The 13,308-nt window shown below is 71.1% G+C and carries 9 protein-coding genes and 2 pseudogenes; 6 read left to right on the top strand and 5 right to left on the bottom strand.

From position 1 onward, the window contains the following. Positions 1-15 precede the first annotated feature (15 nt). Positions 16-207, top strand: a pseudogene (locus OIE74_RS21730) (WYL domain-containing protein); the annotation flags it as partial. 3 nt (positions 208-210) lie between these two features. On the opposite strand, the gene OIE74_RS21725 reads toward OIE74_RS21730, so the two are convergent. Further along, on the bottom strand, positions 211-819 hold the full coding sequence (locus OIE74_RS21725; protein WP_329386185.1) for a VanZ family protein: 609 nt from the start codon (positions 817-819) through the stop codon (positions 211-213). Positions 820-1,086: 267 nt separating this feature from the next. Between OIE74_RS21725 and OIE74_RS21720 the strand changes: the two genes are divergently transcribed. Beyond that, entirely contained in the window at positions 1,087-2,730 is a 1,644-nt protein-coding gene (locus OIE74_RS21720; protein ID WP_329386183.1) for a DNA repair helicase XPB, read from the top strand. On the opposite strand, the gene OIE74_RS21715 is transcribed toward OIE74_RS21720, so the two are convergent. Both OIE74_RS21715 and OIE74_RS21710 read right to left on the bottom strand, forming a co-directional pair. After that, on the bottom strand, positions 2,688-4,031 hold the full coding sequence (locus OIE74_RS21715; protein WP_329386181.1) for a glycosyltransferase 87 family protein: 1,344 nt from the start codon (positions 4,029-4,031) through the stop codon (positions 2,688-2,690). The two genes, OIE74_RS21720 and OIE74_RS21715, sit on opposite strands and share 43 nt — an antisense overlap. 119 nt (positions 4,032-4,150) lie before the next feature. After that, the gene (locus OIE74_RS21710; protein ID WP_329386179.1) at positions 4,151-4,360 is read right to left on the bottom strand and encodes a hypothetical protein; all 210 of its coding nucleotides are present in this window, start codon (positions 4,358-4,360) and stop codon (positions 4,151-4,153) included. Positions 4,361-4,857: 497 nt separating this feature from the next. On the opposite strand from OIE74_RS21710, the gene OIE74_RS21705 reads away from it, so the two are divergent. Together OIE74_RS21705 and OIE74_RS21700 are read left to right on the top strand one after the other, a co-directional pair. Further along, on the top strand, positions 4,858-6,879 hold the full coding sequence (locus OIE74_RS21705) for a HelD family protein (RefSeq protein WP_329392380.1): 2,022 nt from the start codon (positions 4,858-4,860) through the stop codon (positions 6,877-6,879). Positions 6,880-6,893: 14 nt separating this feature from the next. After that, a complete protein-coding gene (locus OIE74_RS21700) occupies positions 6,894-7,466 on the top strand; it encodes a signal peptidase II (RefSeq protein ID WP_329386177.1) in 573 nt (190 codons plus the stop codon). 539 nt (positions 7,467-8,005) lie between these two features. Here the strand turns inward: OIE74_RS21700 and OIE74_RS21695 are convergent. Further along, a complete protein-coding gene (locus OIE74_RS21695; RefSeq protein WP_329386175.1) occupies positions 8,006-8,710 on the bottom strand; it encodes a copper homeostasis protein CutC in 705 nt (234 codons plus the stop codon). Between the two features lie 114 nt (positions 8,711-8,824). Then, positions 8,825-9,805, bottom strand: coding sequence for a hypothetical protein (locus OIE74_RS21690; RefSeq protein ID WP_329386174.1), 981 nt, complete (start codon positions 9,803-9,805; stop codon positions 8,825-8,827). Positions 9,806-9,943: 138 nt separating this feature from the next. Between OIE74_RS21690 and OIE74_RS21685 the strand changes: the two genes are divergently transcribed. Next, positions 9,944-12,244: a heavy metal translocating P-type ATPase gene (locus OIE74_RS21685; protein WP_329386172.1), complete on the top strand. Its 2,301-nt coding sequence runs from the start codon at positions 9,944-9,946 to the stop codon at positions 12,242-12,244. A gap of 170 nt (positions 12,245-12,414) precedes the next feature. Then, positions 12,415-13,263, top strand: a pseudogene (locus OIE74_RS21680) (ThuA domain-containing protein); the annotation flags it as partial. Positions 13,264-13,308: the final 45 nt, after the last annotated feature.

Genomic DNA, 13,308 nt, shown 5'->3' with positions numbered 1-13,308 from the left:
GTCGGGCCGCACACCGCGGCCCGACGCGGGCGTGCGCTCTGGATCGGCTACGTCAACGCGGACGGCGCGGCGGGCCAGCGCGTGATCGCACCGGTACGGGTCGAGGGCGGCTTCGTGACGGCATACGACCACACGGCCGACGAGGTCCGCACATACCCACTGCACCGCATCACGGGCGTCGCGGAACTGGCGGACGACCCGGCCTGACACCTACGTCCGGGGACGCGGCCGCCCCGGGAACGTCCTCTTCTTGCCGACGGCCTTCTTCTTCGAACCGGCCTCTTTCTTGGCGGCGGTCTTCTTCGCGACCGCCCTCTTGGCAGGTGGCTTCGCGGCGACCGCCTTCTTCATAACCGCCTTCGCCGCCGCCGGCTCACGCTTCACCACGAACCCCAGCGTGTGAAAGTGCCGGCTCAACCGCCGCCCCAGCAGCAGATACGCGAGGAACGCACCGGTCGTATTCATGATCACGTCGTCCACGTCGAAGGCCCGCCCCTCGACGATCGCACCCTGCGCCAGCTCGACCACGGTCATCACGACCAGGGTCAGCCCCACCACCCGCAATAGCCGGAACCTGCGCGGCACCAACACCGGCAGCAACAGCCCGAACGGCGCGCCCATCAGCACGTTCCCGCCGACCTGCTTGCACGCGGCGAGGAACGTGTAGTCCTCGGCGTACTGCCGCAGCGAACGCCCCGGCCGCAGATTGGCCCCGGCGATCTCCGACGAGGCGGGCGACGGGGTGAGCGTCAACTCCGCGAGTACGGCGGCGAACCCGACAAGCAGCACGAGCGCGACCCCGAGCACCACGACCCGCACGACGGCCCCACCCCACGACTCCCGCCACCCCGCCCGACTTCCTGCCCGCTCCCCGGTCCGTTCGCTCTCAGCCGCCATAGCCCCCACTTGCCCCCACCGGGCGTGCCTACGCACCTGATCTCCGGGGCTCGGCGGGCGTGAGCCGCGTAGCCCCCGCCCCGGCCCGACCGCGTCCGTATCCCCATCCGCACCGAAAGCCGGGGCGATGCGCGACACTGGACGTTTGGTCGCGTGTCGTGGCCGTACGAAGGACGAAAGGGCGCAGCTGTGAATGGACCTCTCATCGTCCAGAGCGACAAGACGTTGCTGCTGGAGGTGGATCACGACCAGGCCGACGCCTGCCGTCGTGCCATCGCGCCCTTCGCCGAGCTGGAGCGCGCGCCCGAGCACATCCATACGTACCGGCTGACCCCGCTCGGCCTGTGGAACGCCCGCGCCGCCGGACACGACGCCGAGCAGGTCATCGACGCGCTGGTGGCGTACTCGCGCTACCCGGTGCCGCACGCGCTGCTCGTGGACGTCGCCGAGACCATGGCCAGGTACGGGCGGCTCACGCTCTCCAAGCACCCCACCCACGGTCTCGTGCTGACCAGCACCGACCGTCCGGTGCTTGAGGAGATCCTGCGGTCTAAGAAGGTCCAGCCGCTGGTCGGGGCACGGATCGATCCGGACACCGTCGTCGTGCACCCCTCCGAGCGCGGGCAGATCAAGCAGACGCTGCTGAAGCTCGGCTGGCCCGCGGAGGACCTGGCCGGTTACGTGGACGGCGAGGCGCACGCCATCGAGCTGGACGAGCGGGAGTGGTCCCTGCGCCCGTACCAGAAGCAGGCCGTCGAGGGCTTCTGGCACGGCGGGTCCGGGGTCGTCGTACTGCCGTGCGGCGCGGGCAAGACGCTCGTCGGCGCGGGCGCGATGGCGCAGGCGAAGGCGACAACGCTGATCCTCGTCACGAACACCGTCTCCGCCCGGCAGTGGAAGCACGAGCTGATCAGGCGGACGTCGCTGACCGAGGAGGAGATCGGCGAGTACAGCGGTACGCGCAAGGAGATCCGCCCGGTCACGATCGCGACGTACCAGGTGCTCACGGTCCGCCGTAAGGGCGTCTATCCGCACCTGGAGCTGTTCGACTCCCGCGACTGGGGCCTGATCGTCTACGACGAGGTGCATCTGCTGCCCGCGCCGGTCTTCAAGTTCACCGCCGACCTCCAGGCGCGGCGCCGGCTGGGGCTGACGGCGACGCTCGTACGGGAGGACGGCCGCGAGTCGGACGTCTTCTCGCTCATCGGGCCCAAGCGCTTCGACGCGCCGTGGAAGGAGATCGAGGCGCAGGGCTACATCGCGCCCGCGGACTGTGTCGAGGTACGGGTCAATCTCACCGACAGCGAGCGCCTGGCCTACGCGACGGCCGAGCAGGACGAGAAGTACCGCTTCTGCGCCACGACGGCGACGAAGCGCAAGGTGACCGAGGCGCTGGTCCGGCGGCACAAGGGCGAGCAGACGCTGGTCATCGGCCAGTACATCGACCAGCTTGACGAGCTGGGCGAGCATCTGGACGCCCCGGTGATCAAGGGCGAGACGAGCAACGCGCAGCGGGAGAAGCTCTTCGAGGCGTTCCGGCAGGGCGAGATCTCGGTGCTCGTCGTGTCGAAGGTCGCGAACTTCTCGATCGATCTGCCGGAGGCGACGGTCGCGATCCAGGTGTCGGGCACGTTCGGCTCCCGGCAGGAGGAGGCGCAGCGGCTGGGCCGGGTGCTCCGTCCGAAGGCGGACGGCCACGAGGCGCGGTTCTACTCGGTGGTCGCCCGCGACACGATCGACCAGGACTTCGCGGCGCACCGCCAGCGCTTCCTCGCGGAGCAGGGGTACGCCTACCGCATCGTGGACGCCGACGAGTTGCTGGCCGGCAGCTGAGTCCCGGCGGGGCGGCGGGCCTGGAGGGGCTGAAGGGACGTGGCGGGCCGGCACCGGGGTGCCCTCGTGGCCGGCGGCGGGCCCTGCCCGGCCGGACGCCGGCCGCGCCACCCCGCGTACGCGAGGAGCGCCAGCGCCAGCAGCACGTACGGCGCTGCCAACAACTGCTGCCACCAGGGCAGTTGAAGCTCCGCCCCGCCCTCGTGCGGTACGAGCCGGAAGGTCCGCGTCGCGAAAACCAGCGCGACCGCCGACGCCGTACGCCAGCGGCCCTCCGCGAGCAGGACCGCCAGCAACGGCACGCACCACACCCAGTGGTGGGACCAGCTGACGGGCGAGACGAGCAGCGCGGTCAGCGCGGTGACGAGAACGCCCCAGGTGTCGAGCCCCGCCCGTACGACGGCTCTGCGCGCAAGCCACAGACCGGCGAACGTGATGACGACGCAGGCGACCGCCCAGCCGACGCCCGGCTCGGTGGTGTGCAGGGCGCGGGCGAACAGCCCTTGCAGCGACTGGTTCTCCACCGCCCATCCCTCGCCCAGGCGGCCGGTCTCGAACACCCGTAGGGTCCAGAAGTCGAGGCTGGACCGGGGGAGTACGAGCGCGCCGAGCAGCATCGTGCCGATGAGCGACGCGAGGGCGGTGAGCCCCGCGCGTACGGACTCGGCCCGGCCGGTGAGCAGCAGATAGGCGATGAAGAGGGCCGGAGTGAGCTCGACGCCCGCCGCGATCCCCAGGGCGAAGCCCTTGCCGAGGGCGTGGTCGGGTCTGGTCAGGTCCCAGAGGACGAGGCAGGTCAGCGCGAGGCTGATCTCGCCGAAGAGGAGGGTACGCAGGACGGGTTCGAGCCACAGCCCGAGGGCGACGAGCACGGGGAGGCCGAGCAGGACGGTGGCGGGGACGGTGGCCGGGACGGGGGTGGGTGCGGTCGTGGGAACGAGGGTCGGTGCGGGCGTGGGGACAGGGGTGACGTAGGCCGAGGCGTGGTGGAGCCGCCCGGCGAACCGCCAGGACAGCCGGACGAGGAGAGCGAGAAGCAGCATGTTGGCCGCGGCGGCAACGGCGTTGAGTGTGGCGGCGGGCAGCCAGGTGGCCGGGACGAACAGGATGGCGGCGAAGGGCGGAGAAGTGGCGGGCAGGCGCCACTCGGTGACCATGAAGCGGTCGGCGACGGGAACGGGCTCGGCGAACCGGTCGATCAGGGCCGGGCAGGACGCGGCGAACGAAGCGAGCGCGGTCAGCGACAGGGCGAGTGCGCCAACTGCGAGAAGTGACCGGACAGTCACGGTCGGGTACGTCACGGCCGCGACACTAGCGGATCAGGACCCCGGTGAGACGTTGACGACGGTGTCGGTCGAGGGACGGGGGCGGTGCCGACTCAGCGCCGAAGGCGATCGTCGCGATCATCGCGATCGGCGGCTCAGCGCAATATGCCCGCCTCCTCCCCGTACTCACCGAGCACGGCCACGCTGAACGCGGCTGTCACGAACACCTTGACCGCACGCAGTGCGTTGCCCACCCGGTGCGGGGCGTGCGGGCCGGAGTGAGGGGCGGAACCGAGCGCCGTCGCCCCGCTGCGCGGGGGTCCGACGTGCGCGGACTGGATGGGGGTGAAGGTCGCTGTACTCATACCTCAATGGTCCTTCTCCGCGGACCGAAACACATCGCTCTGCGGGGGGAATCGAAAATGCCCCCTCCGTACGCCTCCAGAGAAGCGGCCATCCCCTGCGAGGACTACACACACGCCCCCGGACCCCTACGGGGGTAGCACGCGGAAGCACGTGGAGAACGAGCACGACCAGGACGGCCGGGCGGAAAAACCCATTCGCCCCGCCGTCGCCCGATGACTACACTCTTCCTCTTCTCCCGCCTCCCTCCGAGGAGCGCCGCTGCCCGGTCGGAAACCGGGCGGCTGCCCTGACGTGATCCACCCCCGACGCTCGCCGCCGCCCCGCGCCACCGGGTCGCGGCCCGTCGGCCTGCGTACATTCCGGAGGCACCACCGTGTCCGCGCACGACCCCGCACCGACCCAGTCGATCACCGGCACAGACACCGCCACCGCCGTCGATCCGCTCCTCGCCCGCGAACGCACCCACCTCAGCGCCTCCCGCGCCGCCCTGCGCTCCATGCGCGAGGACGTCCAGGCCCTCGACATCCGCGACGTGACGGCGAACTGGGTCAACGCCGCCGTCCTCGAAGCGCAGATCGAGGACCGCATCAAGGCGCTCGCCGACCTCTCCCACACCCCGCTCTTCTTCGGCCGCCTCGACTATCTGCACCCGGTCGGCGCCGACGAGGCCGAGGGCGCGGAGGGCGAGCGCTTCTACATCGGCCGGCGGCACGTCCACGACGCCGACGGAGACCCGATGGTCATCGACTGGCGCGCGCCCGTCTCGCAGCCCTTCTACCAGGCCTCCAAGAAGAAACCGCTGGACGTCGGCCTGCGCCGCCGCTTCGGTTACACGGCCGGTGAACTGACCGCGTACGAGGACGAGCACCTCTCCGGCCCGACGGCCGACCCGACCGAGACCGCCCGCTCCAGCAGGCTGCTCCAGGCCGAGATCGAGCGCCCGCGCGTCGGCCCCATGCGCGACATCGTCGCGACGATCCAGCCCGAGCAGGACGAGATCGTCCGGTCCGGGCTCGGCGGTTCCGTCTGTGTGCAGGGCGGTCCCGGCACCGGAAAGACGGCGGTCGGCCTGCACCGGGTGGCGTATCTGCTGTACGCGCACCGCGACCGGCTGGCCCGTACCGGCACGCTCGTGATCGGACCGAACGCCTCCTTCCTCCACTACATCGAGCAAGTGCTGCCCGCGCTGGGCGAGTTGGAGGTCAAGCAGGCGACCGTCGACGAACTGGTGGCATCGGCGCCCGGCCAGGTGCGGGTACAGGGCGCGGACAGCGCGGCGACGGCCGTCGTCAAGGGCGACGCGCGCATGGCGGAGGTGCTGCGCCGGGCGGTCCGTTCGCACATCACGCTGCCGACGGAGCCGGTCATGGTGGTGCGCGGCTCCCGGCGCTGGCGGGTTCCTGCGTACGAACTCGAAGAACTGGTACGGGAGTTGATGGACCGCGACATCCGCTACGGCGCCGCGCACGACGCCCTGCCGCAGCGCATCGCGCACGCAGTGCTCGTCCAGATGGAGAGAGCCGGCGAGGCGCCCGACGACCGCGTGCAGGACGCGGTGGCGCGTAACCCCGCCGTGAAGGCGGCCGTCAAGGCGGTGTGGCCCGCGGTCGATCCGGCGAAGCTGGTGCTGCGGCTGCTCTCCGACGCGGAGTTCCTCGCCGAGCACGCGGAGGGGCTGCTCACGGCCGACGAGCAGAAGGCGCTGCTGTGGGAGAAGCCACCGCGCAGCCTGAAGACGGCGAAGTGGTCGTCGGCGGACGCGGTGTTGATCGACGAGGCGAACGACCTGGTGTCCCGTACGCACTCGCTGGGCCATGTCGTACTTGACGAGGCGCAGGATCTGTCACCGATGCAGTACCGGGCGGTGGGGCGGCGCTGCTCGACCGGTTCCGCGACGGTGCTCGGGGATCTCGCGCAGGGCACCACGCCCTGGGCGACGGCGAGTTGGGCGGAGGCGCTGACGCATCTGGGCAAGCCGGACGCGGTCGTCGAGGAACTGACCGCCGGTTTCCGCGTACCACGCGAGGTGATCGCCTACGCGTCACGCCTGCTGCCCGCGATCTCGCCGGGGCTGACGGAGGTGGCGTCGGTGCGTGAGTCGCCGGGGTCGCTGGAGGTACGGGCGGTGGAGGCGGGCGCGTCGGACGCGGCGGTGGTGGGGGCCTGCGTGGAGTCGTTGCGCCACGAGGGCTCGATCGGGCTGATCGCGGCGGACGCCCGTATCCCGGCGCTGGCCGCCGCGCTGTCGGCCGCGGGCCTGCCATATCTCGCCCCGGGCGAGGAGACGACGGCGGCCTCCCGCCTCACTCTGGTCCCGGCGTCGCTGGCGAAGGGCCTTGAGTACGACTACGTGGTCCTGGACGAGCCGTCGGCGGTGGTCGCGGGCGAACCGGACGCCCGCACGGGCCTGCGCCGCCTGTACGTGGCGCTGACCCGAGCGGTCTCGGGCCTGGTCGTGCTCCACGGCTCCCCGCTGCCGGATGAGCTGGACTCACCCTGGGCGGGGTCGGCCGCGTAGGCGACACTGTGCGAGTGAACTCGAACGATGAGCCCGAGGCGGAGACGGTGGCGACGGCGGGTACGGGGGGTGCGGACGCGGCACCCCCCACCCGCCGGCTGTTCTGGTCGGCGCTGGCCGTCGCCCTCGCGCTGCTGGTGGTCGACCAGGGCACCAAGTGGTGGGCCGTCAGCGCGCTGGGCGACTCGGAGACGATCCCCGTCATCGGTGACGCGATCCGCTTCCTGCTCGTCTACAACCCGGGCGCCGCGTTCTCCATGGGCACGGGCGTGACCTGGATCTTCACGGTCTTCGCGGGGGTCGCCGTGGTGGCGATCGGCTGGTACGCGTGGCGCGTGCGCTCCGTCCCGTGGACATACGCGCTCGGCCTGCTCCTGGGCGGCGCCACGTCCCACTTCGGCGACCGCCTCCTCCGCGACCCGGGCTTCGGGCGCGGGCACGTGGTGGACTTCATCGACTACGCGGGCTTCTTCGTCGGCAACGTCGCGGACATCGGGATCTTCGCGGGGGCGGTGACGATCGTGGTGCTCTCGTTCAGGGGAATAGAGGCGACGGACCCCGCGGAGCGGACGAAGCCGACGGAGTAACGGGCCCCGCATAGGCGACGCGGCCGGCCGTCGGCGAACCGGCGGAGTGACCGACCACGACGGGCCCGCGCCGACCGCACGTCAGGCTCCGCGAGAGGACCTCGCCCGGCCAGGCCCCGCCGTCACCGGCGCACCGGGTCTCGCGACGGGCCGGAACGGGCCGCGCCCCCGCCCGGCCGAGGCCGCGAGTACCCGCCTCCGCGCGCCGGCGAAGCCGGCGGAGTACCCGACCACGGTCAGCCCGTATCGATCGCAAGCCAGGCACTGCGAGATGGCCTCGCCCGGACGATCGGCGCACCGGCCCGTCCGACGCCGCCCGCCGACGCACCCGCAAGGTGATCGACCACGACAGGACCGCGCCGAACGCACGTCAGACACCGCAAGATGCCCACGCCCGGCCGCCCCCTGCCGCCCCCGGCCGCCGCCCGGTGCTCCCCGCCAGCGAAGCTGGCGGGGTAACCGGTCACGACCGGCACCCAACGCCCGCGCACCGCACGTACGGACACCCGCACCCCGCACCTACAGGCCCCCGCCCCCACCTACCCGTCAATCGCCTCGCGCCACTCGCGGACCGTTCGTTCCGATACCGGTGACGACCAGCCGTTCGGGCGGGCCGCGCTGCCGATGTGGAAAGCGTTCAGGCCGCCCGCGCGGAGTTGGGGCAGGTGGTCCAGTCGCAGGCCGCCGCCGACCAGGAGTTCGGGGCCGTAGCCCGGTTCGCCGTCGACCCCCGACGCCGCCTCCGCCAGCAGCACCGCGACGCCCGCGTCGACCCCGCCCGCCGAACCCGCCGTCAGATACGTGTCCAGGCCCGGCAGGTCCGCCAGCTGCTTGCGCAGCGCGTCGCGGTCCGACGCGCGGTCGATCGCCCGGTGGAACGTCCAGCGGCACGGGTCCAGTTCCGCGACCAGCCGTTCCACGGTGACGAGGTCCGGGTTGCCCGCGACGTCGAGGAAGCCGAGTACGAACTCGTCGGCGCCCTCCATCCGCAGCGCGCCCACCGCGTCCACCAGCGCCTCCACCTCTTCGGGTGAGCCCGCCGAGAACCCGTCCTGGAGTCTGAGCATCACGCGCAGCGAGATGTCGACGGAGGCACGGATCTTGGCGAAGGTCTCGACCGCCGGGGTGAGGCCGTCCGCCGCCATGTCGGTGACCAGCTCAAGGCGGTCCGCCCCGCCGGCCTGGGCCGCGACTGCGTCCTCGGCGTCGAGAGCGATCACCTCCAGGACTGCGCGCTTGCTCATGGGAAACCATTCCGTTCGGGAGGCCGGTCGTGGGGGGTGCTACAGGTCTAGTCCAATAGGCAGCCTACGATGCCGCACACCGCGTCCGCATCACCAAACACCCCGCACTTCACATCAGTGACCCCCGGTCCGCACCGTGAACGCCGCCGTCCGCACCTCCCCCTCGTGCCGGAAGTCGAAGAACAGCCGGTACGCGCCGTCGCTCGGCGCCGTCGCCCCGAAGGACACCCTCGCGCCCGACCGCCCGTCCGGATGGACGTGCAGATACGCGAGGTCTCCGGCACGCAGGGCGACGAGATGGCCGTACGCGCCCAGGTAGGGCTGGAGGTTGGTGACGGGCCTGCCGTCCTTGCTGACCGTCAGTTTGATGTCACTCGCCTTGCCGGGGGTCAGCTCGCCGTCGAGCGCGACCTGGTAACCGTCGACCTCGGCGGTGGCGCGGACCGGCGGGAGAGCAGACGGTTCGTACGGCCCCGATACCGCGAGGTCCGCGCCCAGTGTGAGGTTCGTCGCGGCAGCCGCGTGCCCGCCGTCGCCGTGCGCCTCACCCTTCTCCTCGACCCCGCCCGCCCCACCCGGCGTGAAGTCTGCGAACACGCGGTAGTCGCCCGCCTTGGGCAGTTCGACGGGGATCGACCAGACACCGTCACCCGCCCGCACCGGGTGCAGATGACGGAAGACCGTCAGATCGCGCGACGCGACGATGAAGTGCAGCTCCTTCTCGTGCTCCCGCTTGTACGAGATGAGATTGCGGTCGTGCCCGTCCTTGATCGAGAACTTCAGTTGCGTACGGGCCCCCGCCGCGATCGCGGTCTTTTCGAGGGCGAGGCGGTAACCGCCGTCCGAGATCTGGAGCCCGCCCGCGGCCGGCTTCGCCGCACCCTCACCCGCCGAGCCGTCCGCCTCCCTTCCCGCCTCCTTTCCCGTGTCCGAGCCCGTCCCCGCCGCATGCTCCCGCTCATGCTTCGCGGGCGGCGGTTTCTCCGCCACGACGGGATCCGTCCCCGTCCCGACCCCGTACGCGATGCCGAACGTCGCGGCGAGCGCGGCGGCGTACGCGGTGATCCTGACTCCGGTGTTCGCGTTGATGTCCATGGTTCGAAGATACCCCCAGGGGGTATAAAGTCAAGCGAGGAACTACCCTTGCTTCAGATAGGGGCGAGGGGTATACCTGGACCAGGAACCACATACCCCCCAGGGGTATCCACCTGGACGCAGAGGAGACGGCGAGTCATGAGCACCACACCGGCAACCGACACACCCACCGGCGCCCCCACCGCCCCGGCCCCCGCCAAGGCCGACGTCGAGCTCGCCATCGGTGGCATGACCTGCGCCTCGTGCGCGGCCCGTATCGAGAAGAAGCTGAACCGCATGGACGGCGTCGAGGCGACCGTCAACTACGCGACGGAGAAGGCCAAGGTCAGCTACGCGCAGGGCGATCTCTCCGTACACGACCTGATCGCCACCGTCGAGGCCACCGGCTACACCGCCACCGAGCCACCCCCGCCCCAACCCCCGCAGGACGCGCCCGACACCCCCGCCCGCGAGGACGACCAACTGCGCCCGCTCCGCCAGCGGTTGATCACGGCCGTCGTCCTCTCCGTGCCCGTCGTCGCGATGGCGATGGTCCCGGCCTTCCAGTTCGAGTTCTGGCAGTGGCTGTCGCTGACCCTGGCCGCCCCGGTCGTCACCTACGCCGCCTGGCCGTTCCACCGCGCCGCGTGGACCAACGCGAAACACGGCGCGGCGACGATGGACACGCTGATCTCGGTCGGTACGTCCGCCGCGTTCCTCTGGTCGCTGTGGGCGCTGTTCTTCGGTACGGCGGGCACGCCCGGAATGACCCACCCCTTCGAGCTGACGATCGAGCGCGGTGACGGCGCGGGGAACATCTACCTCGAAGCGGCGGCGGGCGTCACCGCCTTCATCCTGGCCGGCCGTTACTTCGAGGCCCGCGCCAAGCGCAAGGCGGGCGCCGCGCTCAAGGCCCTGATGGAGCTGGGCGCGAAGGAGGTCACCGTCCTGCGCGACGGCCGTGAAGTGACCGTGCCCACCGGTGAGCTGGCGGTCGGCGACCGGTTCGTCGTACGGCCCGGGGAGAAGATCGCCACCGACGGCACCGTCACCGAGGGCACCTCCGCTGTCGACGCCTCCATGCTCACCGGCGAATCCGTCCCCGTCGAGGTCGGTCCCGGCGACACCGTCACCGGCGCCACCCTCAACGCCGGGGGCCGCCTCGTCGTGACGGCCACCCGCGTAGGCGCGGACACCCAACTCGCCCGCATGGCACGGATGGTCGAGGACGCGCAGAACGGCAAGGCCGCGGCCCAGCGCCTCGCGGACCGTATCTCCGCCGTCTTCGTCCCGGTCGTCATCGCGCTCGCGCTCGGCACGCTCGGCTTCTGGCTGGGCAACGGGGCGGGGCTGACGGCCGCGTTCACGGCCGCCGTCGCCGTACTGATCATCGCCTGCCCCTGCGCCCTCGGGCTCGCGACCCCGACCGCCCTCATGGTGGGTACGGGGCGGGGCGCCCAACTCGGCATCCTCATCAAGGGCCCGGAGGTGCTGGAGTCCACCCGTAAGGTCGACACGATCGTCCTCGACAAGACCGGCACCGTCACCACCGGCAGGATGACCCTCCTCGCCGGCCACCCCGCCCCAGGCACGGACGAGACCGAACTCCTGCGCCTGGCCGGCGCCCTGGAGCACGCCTCCGAGCACCCCATCGCCCGCGCCGTCGCCACCGGGGCCGCCGACCGCACCGGCCCCCTCCCCACCCCGGAGGACTTCGCCAACGTCCCCGGCCTGGGAGTCCAGGGCATCGTGGAGGGCCATGCCGTCCTCGTGGGCCGAGAAAAACTTCTCGCCGAGTGGGAGATCCACCTCTCCGATGACCTGGCGGCCAGGAAGCGGGCCGCGGAGGCCGCGGGCCGTACGGTCGTCGCGGTCGCCTGGGACGGGCAGGCGCGCGGCATCCTCGAAGTCGCCGACGCCGTCAAGGACACCAGCGCCGAGGCGATCCGCCGTCTGCGGGCGCTCGGGCTGACCCCCGTCCTGCTCACCGGCGACAACACCACCGTCGCCGAAGCGGTCGCCAAGGAGGTCGGGATCGACGCCGACCAGGTCATCGCGGAGGTCATGCCCGAGGACAAGGTCGACGTCGTCAAGCGCCTCCAGGCGGAGGGCAGATCGGTCGCGATGGTGGGTGACGGCGTCAACGACGCCGCCGCACTCGCCCAGGCGGACCTCGGCCTCGCCATGGGCACCGGCACGGACGCCGCCATCGAAGCCGGCGACCTCACCCTCGTCACCGGCGATCTGCGTGCCGCCGCCGACGCCATCCGGCTCGCCCGCCGGACCCTCGGCACCATTCACGGCAACCTCTTCTGGGCCTTCGGCTACAACGTCGCCGCGCTTCCGCTCGCGGCGGCCGGGCTGCTGAATCCGATGATCGCGGGCGCGGCCATGGCGTTCTCGTCGGTCTTCGTCGTCGGCAACTCGCTGCGGCTGCGGGGCTTCAAGGCGACCGTCTGAGCGGCACGAATGGCCGGGGCACGGCTTGCCCCGTCTGGTCCAGACCAGAGTCTTGACAGGGTGGCGCTTCACTTCTTAGATCAAAGAAGTGAAGCGCTTTCTGTCATAGACATGGCAATCGGCAATCCCGTGCCAACCCCACCACCCCCCACCCAGGAAGGGATCGTCACGTGCTCACCAGGACACGTCTCGTACGACACCCGCTCCGCCTGTTCCTCCTGCTCGCCGTCCTCCTCGGCCTGGCCGCGCTCCCCGGCACCGGCCGCACCGCGTCGGCGGCCCCGGCGGCCCCCACGACGCAGAAGGCCGCGGACTTCAAGGTCCTCGGCTTCTACAGCGGCACCTGGGACGCCGCGCACATCAACTTCGTTCAAGAGGCGAACAAGTGGTTCCCGCAGACCGCCGCGGCGAACAACTTCTCGTACGAGTCGACCAACAACTGGAACCGGCTGACCGGCACCGGCCTCCAGGGCGTGGACGTCGTCCTCTTCCTCGACGATCTGCCGCAGAGCGCGGCCCAGCGGTCGGGCTTCGAGCAGTACATGCGTAACGGCGGTGGCTGGATGGGCTTCCACGTCTCCGCCTTCACCACGAGCGCCCAGTCGTGGCCCTGGTACCACAACGAGTTCCTCGGCAGCGGCAACTTCAGGTCCAACACCTGGGGCCCGACCACCGCCAAGCTGAAGACCGAGAACGCCTCGCACCCGGCGCTCGCGGGGATCCCGGCGACCTTCACCTCGTCGGTCAGCGAGTGGTACAGCTGGTCGAACAACCTCCGGTCGAACCCGAACATCAAGGTCCTGGCCTCGGTCGACCAGTCGAGCTTCCCGCTCGGTACGGACCCCAACCAGTCCTGGTACAGCGGCGACTACCCGATCCTGTGGACCAACAGCGACTACAAGATGCTGTACGCGAACTTCGGCCACAACGCGATGGACTACAACACCAACACGGGCCTGTCGTCGACGTTCGACAGCGCGACGCAGAACCGCTTCGTGGTCAACGGCCTGAAGTGGCTGGCCGCGCAGTAGCCACCGGCTGAGCCGCCCGCTCCCCGCCCCCGC

It is taken from the genome of Streptomyces sp. NBC_01716, from assembly GCF_036248275.1.
GTDB lineage: Bacteria > Actinomycetota > Actinomycetes > Streptomycetales > Streptomycetaceae > Streptomyces.
The sequence above is the reverse complement of the archived record's forward strand: the minus strand, read 5'-3'. Positions and strand labels throughout refer to the sequence as shown.

Bases quoted from the DNA above. Each gene is read 5' to 3' on its own strand.
- OIE74_RS21710 (WP_329386179.1), bottom strand. From the start codon at position 4,360: ATGAGTACAGCGACCTTCACCCCCATCCAGTCCGCGCACGTCGGACCC.
- OIE74_RS21705 (WP_329392380.1), top strand. From the start codon at position 4,858: ATGCGCGAGGACGTCCAGGCCCTCGACATCCGCGACGTGACGGCGAAC.
- OIE74_RS21695 (WP_329386175.1), bottom strand. From the start codon at position 8,710: ATGAGCAAGCGCGCAGTCCTGGAGGTGATCGCTCTCGACGCCGAGGAC.
- OIE74_RS21690 (WP_329386174.1), bottom strand. From the start codon at position 9,805: ATGGACATCAACGCGAACACCGGAGTCAGGATCACCGCGTACGCCGCC.
- OIE74_RS21685 (WP_329386172.1), top strand. From the start codon at position 9,944: ATGAGCACCACACCGGCAACCGACACACCCACCGGCGCCCCCACCGCC.